Annotated in this window: 13 protein-coding genes; 8 read left to right on the top strand and 5 right to left on the bottom strand. The window is 66.4% G+C overall.

Translation table 11 applies throughout. The annotated features are described in order from the left end of the window. Window positions 1–20 precede the first annotated feature (20 nt). A complete protein-coding gene (locus AC07U4_RS09655) occupies window positions 21–2,018 on the top strand; it encodes an ATP-binding protein (protein ID WP_495195292.1) in 1,998 nt (665 codons plus the stop codon). Window positions 2,019–2,125: 107 nt separating this feature from the next. On the opposite strand, the gene AC07U4_RS09650 is transcribed toward AC07U4_RS09655, so the two are convergent. From AC07U4_RS09650 to AC07U4_RS09640, 3 genes are read right to left on the bottom strand one after another with little or no spacing between them, the layout of a single operon-like run. After that, entirely contained in the window at window positions 2,126–2,299 is a 174-nt protein-coding gene (locus AC07U4_RS09650) for a Trm112 family protein (RefSeq protein ID WP_081974448.1), read from the bottom strand. Beyond that, the gene (locus AC07U4_RS09645; protein WP_495195291.1) at window positions 2,296–2,922 is read right to left on the bottom strand and encodes an LON peptidase substrate-binding domain-containing protein; all 627 of its coding nucleotides are present in this window, start codon (window positions 2,920–2,922) and stop codon (window positions 2,296–2,298) included. Before AC07U4_RS09645 ends, AC07U4_RS09650 begins: the two co-directional genes overlap by 4 nt. After that, window positions 2,919–3,812: a tetratricopeptide repeat protein gene (locus AC07U4_RS09640; protein ID WP_038664466.1), complete on the bottom strand. Its 894-nt coding sequence runs from the start codon at window positions 3,810–3,812 to the stop codon at window positions 2,919–2,921. The genes AC07U4_RS09645 and AC07U4_RS09640 overlap by 4 nt, the downstream gene beginning before the upstream one ends. A 381-nt stretch (window positions 3,813–4,193) precedes the next feature. Between AC07U4_RS09640 and AC07U4_RS09635 the strand changes: the two genes are divergently transcribed. Next, the gene (locus AC07U4_RS09635; protein ID WP_495195290.1) at window positions 4,194–5,483 is read left to right on the top strand and encodes a pentapeptide repeat-containing protein; all 1,290 of its coding nucleotides are present in this window, start codon (window positions 4,194–4,196) and stop codon (window positions 5,481–5,483) included. Window positions 5,484–5,506: 23 nt separating this feature from the next. Further along, window positions 5,507–6,043, top strand: coding sequence for a hypothetical protein (locus AC07U4_RS09630; protein WP_495195289.1), 537 nt, complete (start codon window positions 5,507–5,509; stop codon window positions 6,041–6,043). A 34-nt stretch (window positions 6,044–6,077) separates the two neighbouring features. Here AC07U4_RS09630 and AC07U4_RS09625 read toward each other — a convergent pair whose 3' ends face one another. Then, a complete protein-coding gene (locus tag AC07U4_RS09625; protein WP_495195288.1) occupies window positions 6,078–8,180 on the bottom strand; it encodes a RelA/SpoT family protein in 2,103 nt (700 codons plus the stop codon). Between the two features lie 184 nt (window positions 8,181–8,364). Here AC07U4_RS09625 and AC07U4_RS09620 point away from each other — a divergent pair, with 184 nt between their 5' ends. Genes AC07U4_RS09620 through AC07U4_RS09610 form a run of 3 tightly spaced genes read left to right on the top strand, consistent with a single transcriptional unit; the run spans window position 8,365 to window position 10,415 of the window. Next, window positions 8,365–8,850, top strand: coding sequence for a winged helix-turn-helix transcriptional regulator (locus tag AC07U4_RS09620; RefSeq protein WP_495195287.1), 486 nt, complete (start codon window positions 8,365–8,367; stop codon window positions 8,848–8,850). Window positions 8,851–8,893: 43 nt separating this feature from the next. Next, entirely contained in the window at window positions 8,894–9,475 is a 582-nt protein-coding gene (locus AC07U4_RS09615) for an LOG family protein (protein WP_495195286.1), read from the top strand. After that, window positions 9,465–10,415, top strand: a complete 951-nt coding sequence (locus AC07U4_RS09610; protein ID WP_495195846.1) for a phytoene/squalene synthase family protein — start codon at window positions 9,465–9,467, stop codon at window positions 10,413–10,415. The genes AC07U4_RS09615 and AC07U4_RS09610 overlap by 11 nt, the downstream gene beginning before the upstream one ends. A gap of 144 nt (window positions 10,416–10,559) precedes the next feature. Here the strand turns inward: AC07U4_RS09610 and AC07U4_RS09605 are convergent, their stop codons facing one another. Further along, complete coding sequence (locus tag AC07U4_RS09605) at window positions 10,560–10,790, bottom strand: hypothetical protein (RefSeq protein ID WP_495195285.1); 231 nt, start codon at window positions 10,788–10,790, stop codon at window positions 10,560–10,562. Between the two features lie 96 nt (window positions 10,791–10,886). Here AC07U4_RS09605 and AC07U4_RS09600 point away from each other — a divergent pair, with 96 nt between their 5' ends. Both AC07U4_RS09600 and recQ read left to right on the top strand, forming a co-directional pair. Beyond that, entirely contained in the window at window positions 10,887–12,731 is a 1,845-nt protein-coding gene (locus tag AC07U4_RS09600) for an ABCB family ABC transporter ATP-binding protein/permease (protein WP_495195284.1), read from the top strand. A 49-nt stretch (window positions 12,732–12,780) separates the two neighbouring features. Further along, window positions 12,781–14,553, top strand: a complete 1,773-nt coding sequence (gene recQ, locus AC07U4_RS09595; protein WP_495195283.1) for a DNA helicase RecQ — start codon at window positions 12,781–12,783, stop codon at window positions 14,551–14,553. The last annotated feature ends 15 nt before the right edge of the window (window positions 14,554–14,568 follow it).

Raw genomic sequence — 14,568 nt, 5'->3', positions numbered from 1 at the left:
AAGCGGGAGGAGAGTTGAGGATGTTCAAGAAAATCCTGGTCGCCAATCGCGGCGAGATCGCCTGCCGCGTCATGCGCACCGCCAAGCGGATGGGGATCGCCACCGTCGCGGTCTATTCGGATGCCGATGCGCGCAGCCCCCATGTGCTGATGGCGGACGAGGCGGTGCGGCTGGGGCCGGCACCCGCCGCCGAAAGCTATCTCAAGGCCGAGCTGATCCTGCTCGCCGCGCGCGAGACCGGCGCCGATTGCATCCATCCCGGCTACGGCTTCCTCTCCGAACGAGAGAGCTTCGCGCGTGCCTGTGCCGAGGCGGGGATCGCCTTTGTCGGGCCGCCGCCCAATGCGATCGCGGCGATGGGCGACAAGATCGAATCGAAGAAGCTCGCCAAGGCGGCGGGGGTCAACGTCGTCCCCGGCTTCCTCGGCGAGATCGCCGATACCGACGAGGCGGTGCGCATCGCCTCCGACATCGGCTATCCGGTGATGATGAAGGCCTCGGCCGGCGGCGGCGGCAAGGGCATGCGGCTGGCGTATAGCGAGCAGGACGTGCGCGAAGGCTTCGAGGCGACCAAGCGCGAAGGGCTGGCGAGCTTCGGCGACGATCGCGTCTTCATCGAGAAGTTCATCGAATCGCCGCGCCATATCGAGATCCAGGTGCTCGGCGACCAGCACGGCACTATCCTCTACCTCAACGAGCGCGAATGCTCGATCCAGCGCCGCCACCAGAAGGTGGTCGAGGAGGCGCCCTCGCCCTTCGTCACGCCGGCGATGCGCAAGGCGATGGGCGAACAGGCGGTCGCGCTCGCCCGCGCGGTCGGCTATTACAGCGCCGGCACGGTCGAGCTGATCGTCTCGGGCGCGGACACCACCGGCCAGGGCTTCTACTTCCTCGAGATGAACACGCGGCTGCAGGTCGAGCATCCGGTGACCGAGGAGATCACCGGGCTCGATCTGGTCGAGCAGATGATCCGCGTCGCCGCCGGCGAGCCGCTGACGATCACGCAGGATGAGGTCGGCATCACCGGCTGGTCGATCGAGAATCGCGTCTATGCCGAGGACCCGTATCGCGGCTTCCTGCCGAGCATCGGGCGGCTGGTACGCTACAATCCGCCCCAGCCCGGCGAGGAGCAGGACGCACGCATCCGCGTCGACGATGGCGTCGTCGAGGGCGGCGAGGTCAGCATGTTCTACGATCCGATGATCGCCAAGCTGATCACCTGGGCGCCGACGCGCGAGGCGGCGATCGATGCGCAGATCGCCGCGCTCGACGCGTTCGAGATCGAGGGGCCGGGGACCAACATCGATTTCCTCTCGGCGCTGATGCAGCATCCGCGCTTCCGCTCGGGCGCGATCACCACCGGCTTCATCGCCGAGGAATATCCCGACGGCTTCCACGGCGCCCCCGCCGACGGCGACCTTACCTGCACGCTCGCCGCGGTCGCCGCCTTCGCCGCGACCGCGCAGGCGGATCGCGCGCGGCGGATCGACGGCCAGCTCGGCCGCCGCCTGCCGCCGCCCGCGGCCTGGACGGTGCGGATCGACGGCACGGATTATGACGTCACGGTGTCGACCGACGGCATCGGCGTCGACGGCGAACCGCTCGACATCGCGCTCGAATATACGCCGGGCGACCGGATGGTCGAGGCGGAGATCGGCGAGGACGTGCATCTCACCGTCCGCATCGCGCCGGTGCGCAGCGGCTTCCGCCTGACGACGCGCGGCGCCAGCCACGTCGCGCGGGTGCTGCCCGCGCATGCCGCGCCTTATGCCAAGCATTTGATCGAGAAGGTGCCGCCCGACCTGTCGCGCTTCCTGATCGCGCCGATGCCGGGGCTGCTCGTCCGGCTCGACGTTGGCGCCGGCGACGCGGTCGAGGCGGGGCAACCGCTGGCGGTGGTCGAGGCGATGAAGATGGAGAACATCCTGCGCGCCGAGAAATCGGGCCGGGTGAAGAGCGTGTCCGCCGCGACCGGCGACAGCCTCGCGGTCGATCAGGTGATCCTGGAGATGGAGTGAGCCCGGCATAGCGTTCGTGCCGAGCCTGTCGAAGCACGGGGTGCCGGTTCGCGCAGGCCCTGCGACAGGCTCGGGACGAACGGGGAGGGATTTGGACCGTCCCCGGATCAGATCCGCCGCGCTTCCTCTTCCAGCATCACCGGCACGCCGTCGCGGATCGGATAGGCGAGCCCCGCCGCCTCCGACACCAGTTCCTGCGCGGCCGCGTCGTAGCGCAGCGGCTGGCGGGTCACCGGGCAGACCAAACGTTCGAGCAGCCAGGGATCGATCGACGCGGTCACTGCAGCGTCACCCGATCCTCGCCGTCGTGGCGGCCGAAGAATTGCATCAGCTGGATGATCAGCTCGGCGCGCGTCTCGATGTCGGGCGCTTCGAGCAGCGCCTGTTTGGCGGCGGTATCGAATGGCGCGATCTGCGCGATGCCGTTGACCAGGCTCTCGTCGTCGAGCCGGCCAACCGCCTCCCAATCGACGCTATAGCCCTGCGCGTCGGCGAAGCGGCGCGATTCCAGTTCGAGCGATGACCGCCGTCCCAGCGAGAGCGTGTCGTCCTCGACCGCGGGCAGCAGCTCCGCCTCGACCTGACGGAACGGCGTCGTCACATCGAGTTCGCGCAGCACGCGGAACAGCGCGACGCCCTCCAGCACCAGATTGTAGCGGCCGTCGTCGAGCGCCTCGACCTCGGCGATCTTGCCGACGCAGCCGATGTCGTACAGCGCGTCGTGGCCGCCGGTGCCGTGTATCGGCTGGATCATGCCGATCCGCTGGTCGCGCACCATCGCATCGCCGATCATCGCGCGATAGCGCGGTTCGAAGATGTGCAGCGGCAAATGCATCCCGGGGAACAGCAACGCCCCCGGCAGCGGGAAGATCGACAGGCGCCCGAGGACGGTCGGCGAGGTCATCCGAACAGGATCGCGGACAGGCGGCGGCGCTGCGCCGAGACCCAGGGGTCCTCCAGCCCGACGACCTCGAACAGCTTGAGCAATTGCTGGCGGGCTGCACCTTCGTTCCAGCCGCGGTCGGCGGCGACGATATGGAGCAGATTGTCCGCGGCGGCATCGCGGTCGCCCGCCGCCATCTGGGCATTGGCGAGCGCGAAGCGGCGTTCGTGATCGTCGGGGTTGGCCGCGACCTCAGCGGCGAGGCCGGCGAAATCCTCGACCGGCGGCGCGCTCTGCGCCAGCGCGAGCGCCGCCTTGGCGCGGTCGATGCCGGCATCCCTGACGTCGGCGGGCAGCGCGTCGATCGCCGCCTGCGCCTCGTCGGTCAGCCCCGCCGCGACCAGCGCGCGGATGCGGCCCGACAGCACGGCGGGATTGTCCGGCGCCATCTCGACCAGCTGATCGAAGATCGACACGGCACGCTCGGCATCGCCGCTCGCCAGCACCTCCTCGCCCATCGCGATCAGCGGTTCGATCTCGGCGGCGGCCTCGTCGCCCGGTGCGGCGATCGGCAATTGCTTGAGCAACTGGTCGAGGATGACGCGCAATGCCGATTCGGTGCGCGCGCTGGTCAGATCGGCGACGAGCTGGCCCTGGAACATCGCATAGACAGTCGGGATCGACTTGATCTGGAATTGCGCGGCGATGAACTGGTTCTTGTCGGTATCGATCTTGGCGAGCACCACGCCCTTGTCGGCATAGGCGGCGGCGACCTTCTCCAGCGTCGGCCCCAGCGCCTTGCACGGCCCGCACCATTCCGCCCAGAAATCGATGATGACGAGGGAGGTCATCGACGGTTCGACGACGTCGCGGCGGAAATCCTCGATCGCCTGCTTTTCCGCGGGCGCCATTCCTAGCGTGGCCAAGTCATGCTCCTTCGTATTCGGTAGCCGCCCATGTGGGGCAGCGGCGCGCCCGCGCCAAGGTGTTAAGCGACCTCTACCCGAACGCGCCCGCGGTTACACCCGTGCGACCGCCGCGCCGCCGGACGCCATCGGCTGGACCGGTTTGCTTGCGATCGCGCAGATGATAGCCCGCTTCCATTTGTTACATTCACGAAAACCTGATTTCATCACAGAATCCGGTGGAGGCCGACACTATTGTCCGTGCCGTCAATAGAAAAAGAATCCCAGTCTTCGGGTCGTTTGCAATGGAGTCCTCCTCCGGTCGCGGTCGGCATCTTATCCGTCGTCTATAATGATACGTGATGCGATGCGCGAGGGGATCAGACGATGATCATCAGCAACAGTGCAACGACGCCGCCGGTGCAATCCGGCGTGGCTTCGAAGCCGAACAGCACTTCCCCCACCGATACGACCAGGACCCCGGTGGCCGATGCCAAACCCGGTACGCCGGGGATCAAGCGCCTCTCAGGCGACGCCGCAACCGTGGTGCTGACCGAACAGGGTAAGGACAAAACCAGTCCGGCTCCCGCGAAGGCGGCGCCGCCCCCGCCGAAGCTCGATCTGCACGGGCAGGATTTGCGCACGGCCGATCTGAGCAAGCTCGATCTGCGCGGCGCCGATCTCACCGGGGCAGATTTCACCGGCAAGAACCTGTCGGGCATCGATCTCAGTGGCGCGACGCTGACCGGCGCGAAATTCGACGGCGCCACGTTCAGCCACACCAATCTCCACGGCGTTACCGCCACCGGCGCCAGCTTCACCAAGGCGAGCTTCGACGAGACCGATCTCGATAACGGCAATTTCACCGAAGCGAAGTTCACCGGCGCGACGTTCGGTGCGAACTTCCAGCTCCCGCCGACTGACGTTCAAACCTTCGAGAAATGCTACATTATCAAGGGCGTCAATCTGACGAAGGCGGACTTTTCCGGGACGAACTTCACCCATGAGATGTTCATCGATCAGTTCACCGCGGACGACGCGTCCTTTGCCCAAGCCAGCAGCAGTGCCAGGGTTGGATTGATCACATTTACGAAAGATAGTCTTAAGCGCGCGAACTTCGAAGGGATAAAAGCCGGCTTGGACATCGGCGGTGTAGACGCATCAAACGCCGACTTCAGTCATATTAACGGCGGAGGTGCTCGCTTTGGCGTTTGCAACGTGGATGGCGCAACATTCCACGATAGTGACACTAAGCTCTGGTTCGACCGTATGGACATCCGGAATGCGGATCTATCGACGAAAGATAAAAGCCTCAGGAAATCGTCGTTCGTAGATTGCAATATGAGCGGCATGGATTTCTCCGGATACGATTTTTCCGGTGCAAATTTCCTCAGTTATGGCCCCACTAGCGAAGGACTGTATGGAAAAGCATCGTCGATCGATACTGGAGAGTTGGTTACTGGTACCAACTTCCGCGGCGCAAAATTCACCGATGCCTATTTTTCCAACATGCAGATGACAAAATCTCTGATAGATTCCGGAGGCTTTCAGGGCGCGACCGTAACGAACAATATCGGTTATGTCATCCATATCGAAAACGAAAAGTACGACGTAGCGATGCTATTTCGCAATATCTGGCCACAATACAAGAGAAGACTTGCGGAAATGGGGAGGTAAGTTCGTCAACGAGGAGAAATTATATGAAGCTGTCAAGAAAGATGACATTATGGGCTTCCGTTGCGCTGGCCGCGACATGCACGCCAACGATGGCCAGCAGCAAGGGTCGCTATGTGAACGGCATCTGGCAACTCTCCGATACGACAATCTCAAGAACGTTTTATAATCATACTCCTTTCGATGTAACTTTCTCTAACGTCCACTGGACCGGCCGTTATGGCACTGCGAACAGCAACGGGACAATTACCGATCGGATTGGAGGAACTGTAGCATCAGGTAATACGAAGCCTAGCTTCCATCGGATGGGTGATCTGGATATCGGAGAACGATATACAGAATTATCGTTTGATGCTACTTTCACAAGGCCAGACGGTTCAACCGGCGCTTGCTATTTTTGGTATGCTTTCAAGACGGATACCGAGCAACTTTCGGGCTCGGCTCAATCTCCAGGAGGAAGCGATAAAAATCGCCTTCCCCAATGCAAAATCAGCATCAACGACTTCGATAGTGCGGCTTTCAAGGTAACGTTCGATATGACCGAGGATGTCCGTTCGCATTAGCCTCATCCGGGTGGCACGCCGACCACGTGCCACCCTACACCCGCTCGACCGAATTGACCGCATCCGCCGCACGGAGCGCCGCGATCAGCCGCATCAACTGATGGATGTCGTGGACCTCGACGTCGATGACATTGGTGTGGAACATCGAATCGCGCGTATCGAGCCGCAGCGCGATGATGTTCGCCCGGTGCGCGCCGATGATCGTCGAGACGATGCCGAGCGCGCCGGGCTCGTTCTTCACCTGCACCGCGATCCGCGCCACCGCGCCGTCGCTCTTGTCGCCCCAGTCGACGTCGACCCAGTCGGTCTCGTCCGTCCCGCGCTCGGCGAGTTCGGCGAGCACCGGACAGTCGATCGCATGCACTTCGATCCCCGCATCGGGGCGGCGCAGCCCGACGATCCGGTCGCCCGGCACCGGATGGCAGCATTCGGCAAGGTCGAAGGCGACCCCCGGGGTCAGGCCCTTGATCGAGATGGCGGTCGATTGCGGCGCCAGCAATCCGACGTCGGCGCCCGCCGAGCCCGGCATCAGCGCCTCCATCACCGCATGGTCGGAGATCGTCCGCCGCGCGATCGCGGTCATCAGCGCCGCCTCGTCGCCGAGGTTGAGCCGCGAAAGCGCATGGTCGAGCGCGTCGCCGCCGAGCTGCGCGGGCAGGCGACGGACGATATCGTCGTACAGCTTGCGCCCCAATGCGATCAGCTCGTCGCGCTCGCGGTTGCGCAGATGGCGGCGGATGCCGGCGAGCGCCTTGCCGGTGATCGCGAAATTGAGCCAGCCCGGCTGCGGCACCTGCCCCCTGGAGCGCAGCACCTGCACCTGGTCGCCATTCTCGATCACCGTCGACAGCGGCACGACGCGGCCGTTGATCTTGGCGCCGACCGCCTGATCGCCGAGGTCGGTATGGACCGCATAAGCGAAATCGATCGGCGTCGCGCCCTTGGGCAACTGGATCAGCTCGCCCTTCGGGGTGAAGGCGAAAATGCGATCCTGATACATCGCCATGCGGGTATGTTCGAGCAGTTCCTCGGGGCTGCCCGCGGTGTCGAGGATCTCGACGAGGTCGGCGATCCAGCTATGCTGGCTGTCGGCGCGGACCTTCTTTTCCTTATACGCCCAATGCGCGGCGAGGCCGAATTCGGCCTCGGCATGCATGTCGGCGGTGCGGATCTGGATCTCGATACGCGCATTGTCGGCATGGATCACGCTGGTGTGCAGCGAGCGATAGCCGTTGCGCTTGGGCGTCGAGATATAATCCTTGAACCGCCCCGGCACCATCGGCCAGCGGCGATGGATGATGCCAAGCGTGCGGTAGCAATCCTCGACCGTCGGCACGATCGCGCGGAACGCCATCACGTCGGACAATTGCTCGAAGCTGATGTGGCGCTCGCTCATCTTGCGCCAGATCGAATAGGGGTGTTTCTCACGCCCGGTCACCTCGGCCTCGACGCCGGCGCGGCCGAGCAGCAGTTTCAGGCCCGAGGCGATCTTGGCGATCCGGTCGCCGCCGCCGGTCTTGAGCTGCTCGAGCCGCTTGCTGATCGACTCATAGGCTTCCGGCTCGAGCTGTTCGAAGGCGAGCGTCTGCATCTCCTTCATGAACTCGTACATCCCGATCCGCTCGGCGAGCGGCGCGTAGATGTCCATCGTCTCCTTCGCGATCCGCCGCCGCTTCTCGGGCTTGGCGATGTGATGGAGCGTGCGCATGTTGTGCAGCCGGTCGGCGAGCTTGACCAGCAGCACGCGAATGTCGTCCGACATGGCGAGCAGGAACTTGCGCAGATTCTCCGCGGCGCGCTCGTTCTCGGTCTGCGCCTCGATCTTGCTCAGCTTGGTGACGCCGTCGACCAGCCGCGCGACGTTGCCGCCGAACAGCCGGGTGATCTCCTCGGGCGTCGCGACGGTATCCTCGATCGTGTCGTGGAGGATCGCGGTGGCGATCGTCTCGTCGTCGAGCCTCAGGTCGGTGAGGATGCCCGCCACCTCGATCGGATGGCTGAAATAGGGATCGCCGCTCGCCCGCTTCTGCGAGCCATGCGCCTGCATCGAAAAGACATAGGCGCGATTGAGCAGCGCCTCGTCCGCCTCCGGGTCATAGTCGAGCACGCGGTCGACCAGTTCATATTGCCGTAGCACGCGCACCACATGGGGTAGGGTCGTACCGCTTTGCAACATATTGTTGCGACCTGGTGGCCGAATTCGACGGGGTGACGGCATGCGCGGACGACGCATGACGGGGTGACGGCATGCGCGGACGACGCACACACCGGCGTCGCGATCCGCGCCGATATCGGCTAGATAGCCGGTCTGGGAGAGGATCATGATGGCGACACCGGCTCAGCCGCCCAAATTGCGCGAGACGCTGCGCGGATGCAGCCTGCCCGCGGCGCTGGAGGCGATGGGGGAACGCTGGTCGTTCCTGATCCTGCGCGCCGCGTTCAACGGCCTGCACCATTTCGAGGCGTTCCAGGCGGAGCTCGGCATCGCGCGCAACATCCTGTCGAACCGGCTCGCGCGGCTGGTCGATCACGGCATCCTGCAGCGCGAGCCGCTGCCCAAGGACCGCCGCAAGATCCGCTATACGCTCACCGAAAAGGGCCATGCGCTGCTGCCGACGATGGTCGCGCTGCGGCAATGGGGCGAGCGGTGGGAGCTCGGCGAGCCCGCCTTTCCGGTGCTCGTCGACACGCGCGACCGGCGGCCGATCGCGCCGGTGGCGGTCCATGCGGAGGACGGCCGGGTGCTCGGCCAGGGCGATCTGATCTGGGCGTTGCCCGAAATGGTGCGGGCGGCGGCGGCGGAATGACGACGGCTTGTTCCCGCCCGCGCGCTGGCGTAGCGGCAGGCGTATGAAACGCCTCGCTATCTATTGCGGCTCGGCCACGCCGGCCGACCCCGTCTACATCGACTCCGCGCGCGCGATCGGCCGGACGCTCGCCGAGCGCGGCATCGGCGTCGTCTATGGCGGCGGCCGGCTCGGGCTGATGGGCGCGGTCGCCGATGGCGCGCTGGCGGCGGGCGGCGAGGTGATCGGCGTGATCCCGCAGGCGCTGGTCGATGCCGAGGTCGCGCATCGCGGCCTCACCGAGCTGCACGTCGTCGCCGGCATGCATGCGCGCAAGGCGGCGTTCACCGATCTCGCCGAAGGCTTCGTCACCATCCCCGGCGGCACCGGCACGATGGACGAATTGTGGGAGGCGCTGAGCTGGGCGCAGCTCGGTTATCACGCCGATCCGGTCGGGCTGCTCAACGTCGCGGGCTATTACGATCACCTGATCGCTTTCTGGGAGAAATCGGCGGACGTCGGCTTCCTGCGGCCGCAGCATCGCGACCTGCTGATCGTCGACGACACGCTCGACGGCCTGCTCACCAAGATGGCCGCGCACGTGCCGACGCAGCCGATCGTGCGGATGAAGACGTCTGACCTCTAGCGCCGGCCCGACGCGCGACGCGATCGTCGCCACCGCGCACGAATCGATCGCGCGCGGTTCGAAGAGCTTCGCAGCGGCGAGCCTGTTGTTCGACCGCGCGACGCGCGAGCGCGCTTGGCTGCTCTACGCCTGGTGCCGCGCCTGCGACGATATCGCCGACGGGCAGGATCACGGCCACACCATGTCGGTGGTCGAGGACGCACCCGAGCGCGTCGCGGCGATGGCGGCGCTGACCGACGCGGCGCTGGCCGGGCAGGTGATCGGCGTGCCGGCGTTCGACGCGCTGCGCATCGTCGCCGCCGAGACGCGGCTGCCGGCGCGGTTCGCGCACGACCTGATCGAGGGATTCCGGCTCGACGGTGCGGGGTGGCGGCCGAAGACCGAGGACGACCTGCTGACCTATTGCTATCATGTCGCCGGTGTCGTCGGCTGCATGATGGCGGTCATCATGGGGGTGGCACCCGACGACGAGCCGGTGCTCGACCGCGCCTGCGACCTCGGCCTCGCCTTCCAGCTCGCCAATATCGCGCGCGATCTCGACGAGGATGCGCAGGCGGGGCGCTGCTATCTGCCGACCGACTGGCTCGACGAGATGGGGATCGCGCCGAATGCGGTGATGGCGACGCAGCATCGGCCGGCGCTGGCGATCCTCGCGCGGCGGCTGACCGACCGCGCCGCGCAGTTCGAGGCGAGCGCGCGGATGGGGACGCGGGCGCTGTCGTTCCGTTCGGCCTGGGCGGTGCTGGCGGCGGCGCAGATCTACGGCGCGATCGGTCGCAAGGTCGCGGTGCGTGGCGAGCGCGCGTGGGATGCGCGGGTGACGACGTCCAAGGGGGAGAAACTGCGCTTCATCGCACGTGCGGCGGTGGAAGCGCGGGGGCGGACGACGCTGGTCAACATGCCGCGCGATCCGGGATTGTGGCGTAGACCACGACACTGATTCCTCCCCCGCCAGGGGGAGGTGGCAGGCCGAAGGCCTGACGGAGGGGGAGGATACGGCGAACTTGCCATATGCGGAGACGCCCCCTCCACCACGCCCTGCGGGCGCGGTCCCCCTCCCCCGCTGAAGCGAGGGAGGAATTGATTACGACCGCTTCGTCCTGCTTTCGGCCTTCGCCACCTGCGCGCCTTGTGTCCGGCACGCCGCGCCGATCATCGGATAGGGCACGTCGGTGTTGCGTGCGAGCTGGTCGGGCAGCGCCGCACGGCATTGCGCCATTGAGCTATAATGCGTCGGCACGATCCGCGCCTCGGTGCACTGGACGTTGCCGTCCGCGCAGCCCATGATCGCCATGACGTAGAACAACGGTTCCATGATCGCCTCGCTTCCACGGGGTAAAATCCGTGGCGGGCGCATTATGTTCCGCCCGGTCGCTTTCGCGTGGAGGGCCGAGCACTTACATCAGGCGCAATGCCTCCCGTCGATCCGACCAGCCACACCCGCGCCGACCAGCCCCTGTTGCCGACGCTGCGCCGCTTCCTGCCCTATCTTTGGCCCGCGGGTCAGGCGGGGCTGAAGGCGCGGATCGTCGGGGCGATGACGCTCGTCGTGATGAGTAAGATCGTCCAGGTGTTCGGTGCCGCCTATACGCTCAAATATGCGGTCGACCGGATGGCGATCGGCGACCGCGGCGTCGCGACGATCGTGATCCTGCTGGTGGTCGGCTATGCCGCCTCGCGTTTCGCGACGACGCTGTTCGACAACCTCCGCAATGCGGTGTTCGAGCGCGTCGGGCAGGATGCGACGCGGCGGCTGGCGGCGAACGTCTTCCGCCACCTGCACGGCCTGTCGCTGCGCTTCCACCTCGAACGGCGCACCGGCGCGGTCACCAAGGTGGTCGAGCGCGGCACCAAGAGCATCGACACGATGCTCTATTTCCTGCTGTTCAACATCGCGCCGACGGTGCTCGAACTGGCGATGGTGCTCGGCATCTTCTGGCACAGCTTCGGCTGGCCGCTGGTGGCCGCGACGGTGGCGATGGTGGTCATCTACATCCTGTTCACGCAGAAGGTGACCGATTGGCGCAACGCGCTGCGTGCGCAAATGAACGACCTCGATACCGGCGCGGTCGCGCATGCGGTCGATTCGCTGCTCAACTTCGAGACGGTCAAATATTTCGGCGCCGAGGAGCGCGAGGCACGGCGCTACGATTCGGCGATCTCGGCCTATGCCGCGGCGGCGACAAAGTCTGAGAACAGCCTCGCCTGGCTCAACGTCGGGCAGGCGCTGATCACCAATCTGATGCTCGGCGCCGGCATGGCCTATGTCGCCTGGGGCTGGAGCCGCGGCAGCTTCTCGGCGGGCGACGTCGTATTCGTCTCGACCTTGCTGTCGCAGCTGTTCCGGCCGCTCGACCTGCTCGGTATGGTGTATCGCACGATCCGACAGGGGGTGATCGACATGGCGAGCATGTTCGCGCTGATCGACACGCCCGCCGAGGTGGTCGACGCCCCCGGTGCGAAACCGCTGGCCATCGCCAAGGGCCATGTCCGCTTCGAGGGCGTGCGCTTCGGCTACGACCCCGGTCGCGAGATCCTGAAAGGGCTCGACCTCGACGTGCCGGCAGGCAGCACGCTGGCGGTGGTCGGGCCGTCGGGCGCGGGCAAGTCGACGCTGGCGCGGCTGATGTACCGTTTCTACGACGTCGCCGAGGGCCGGATCACGATCGACGGCCAGGATATCCGCGATGTCCAGCAGGCGAGCCTGCGCGCCGCGATCGGCATCGTGCCGCAGGACACCGTGCTGTTCAACGACACGATCGGCTACAACATCGCCTACGGCCGCGAGGGCGCGGGCCGCGCCGAGGTCGAGGCGGCGGCGGCGGGCGCGGCGATCGCCGGCTTCATCGAGCGCCAGCCCGAAGGCTATGACGCGCGTGTCGGCGAGCGCGGGCTCAAATTGTCGGGCGGCGAGAAGCAGCGCGTCGCGATCGCGCGCACCTTGCTCAAGAACCCGCCGATCCTGATCCTCGACGAGGCGACGAGCGCGCTCGACAGCCGCACCGAGGCGGAGATCCTCGACACGCTGGAAGCGATCGAGCGCGGCCGCACGACGATCGTCATCGCACACCGCCTGTCGACGGTGATCCACGCCGACCAGATCGTCGTGCTCGACGGCGGCCATGTCGCCGAGCGCGGCACGCATGCCGAGCTGCTGCGGCTGGGCGGCGTCTATGCCGAAATGTGGGCGCGTCAGGCGCAGGAGCAGGACGAGGACATGCCGGGCGCCAGCGAGGGCGCGCTCGCGGCCGAATGAGCCGGGCGCGGGTCGACGCTGGCGGCCCCCGCGCCTACATGGCGCGGTGATGATCCCCGATCCCCTGCCCACCCTGTCGCGCGTCTTCGGCTTTCCTGCGTTCCGTGGCGTGCAGGAGGATGTCGTCACCCGCGTGCTGGCGGGGCAGCGGACGCTCGGCGTGATGCCGACTGGTGCGGGCAAGTCGCTCTGCTACCAATTGCCGTCGGTGATGATGGAGGGGACGTGCGTCGTCGTCTCGCCGCTGATCGCGCTGATGCACGATCAGCTCCGCGCCGCCGAGGCGGTGGGGATCCGCGCCGCGACGCTGACCAGCGCCGACCAGAATCGCGCCGAGTCGATCGCGCGCTTCCGCGCCGGCGAGCTCGACCTCCTCTATATCGCGCCCGAGCGCGCCTCGACCGGCCATTTCCGCGAGCTGCTGGCGAGCGCGAAGCTCAGCCTGTTCGCGATCGACGAGGCGCATTGCGTCAGCGAATGGGGCCACGACTTCCGCCCCGATTACCGGCTGCTCGCGCCGCTGATGGATGCGTTTCCGGAGGTGCCGCGGCTGGCGCTGACCGCCACCGCCGACGCGCATACCCGCAGCGACATCCTGCAACAGCTCGGCATTCCGACGGACGGGCTGATCGTCTCGGGCTTCGACCGGCCCAATATCCGCTATGCGATCACCCCCAAGGCGAACACCACCAAGCAGATCGCCGACGTCATCGCCGCCACCCCCGGCCCCGGCATCGTCTATGCGCAGACCCGCGCCGCGACCGAGAAGCTCGCCGAGGCCTTGGGCCGCACCGGGCGGCCGACGCGCGCCTATCATGCCGGGCTCGACGCGCATATCCGCCAGAAGAATCAGGCGGATTTTGTCGCGTCGGAGGACATGGTGATCTGCGCGACGGTCGCCTTCGGCATGGGGATCGACAAGCCCGACGTTCGCTTCGTCGCGCATGCCGGCCTGCCCAAGTCGATCGAGGCTTATTATCAGGAGACCGGTCGCGCCGGCCGCGACGGCGATCCGGCGGTGGCGCATCTGTTCTGGGGCGCCGAGGATTTCGCCCGCGCCCGCCAGCGGATCGGCGAGGTCGAGCCCGAACGGCAGGCGGGCGAGCGCACGCGGCTGGCGGCGCTCGGCGCGCTGGTCGAGACCGCGGGTTGCCGCCGCCGCATCCTGCTCAAGCATTTCGGCGAGGACCGGCAGGAGGATTGCGGCAATTGCGACAATTGCCTCGGATCGCCCGATGCGGTCGACGCGACGCAGACCGCGATGAAGTTCCTGTCCGCGGTGTTCCGCACCGGGCAGATGTTCGGCGTCGGCTATGTCGAGCAGGTGCTGCTCGGCCAGTCGACCGAGCGCAGCGTCGATCGCGGGCATGAATCGCTGTCGGTCTGGGGCATCGTCGACGGCGAGGAGGCGGCGCTGATCAAGCCGGTGGCGCGCGCGCTGCTGCTGCGCGACGCGCTGCGCACCAATGCGCATGGCGGGCTGGAATTCGGTCCCGGCGCGCGACCGATCCTCAAGGAAGGGCAGCAGGTGATGCTGGTCGTGCCGCCCAAGCGCGCGCGCGGCGGCCGCAAGCGCGATGCCGGCGTCGCGGCCAATCCGGCGGACAATCCGCTGTTCGAGGCGCTGCGTACCTGCCGCCGCGATCTCGCCAAGGAGGCGGGGGTGCCGCCCTATGTGATCTTCCACGATTCGGTGCTGCGCGAAATGGCGGCGCAGCGGCCGGGCAGCCGCGCCGAGCTGATGCATCTGTCGGGGATCGGCGCGCGCAAGCTGGAGGCCTATGGCGACGCCTTCCTCGACGTGATCCGGTCGCACGGCTGATCTGCCGTCGGTTAA

Source organism: Sphingomonas sp. GW821-FHT02B09 (assembly GCF_059421875.1).
The sequence above is the reverse complement of the archived record's forward strand: the minus strand, read 5'-3'. Positions and strand labels throughout refer to the sequence as shown.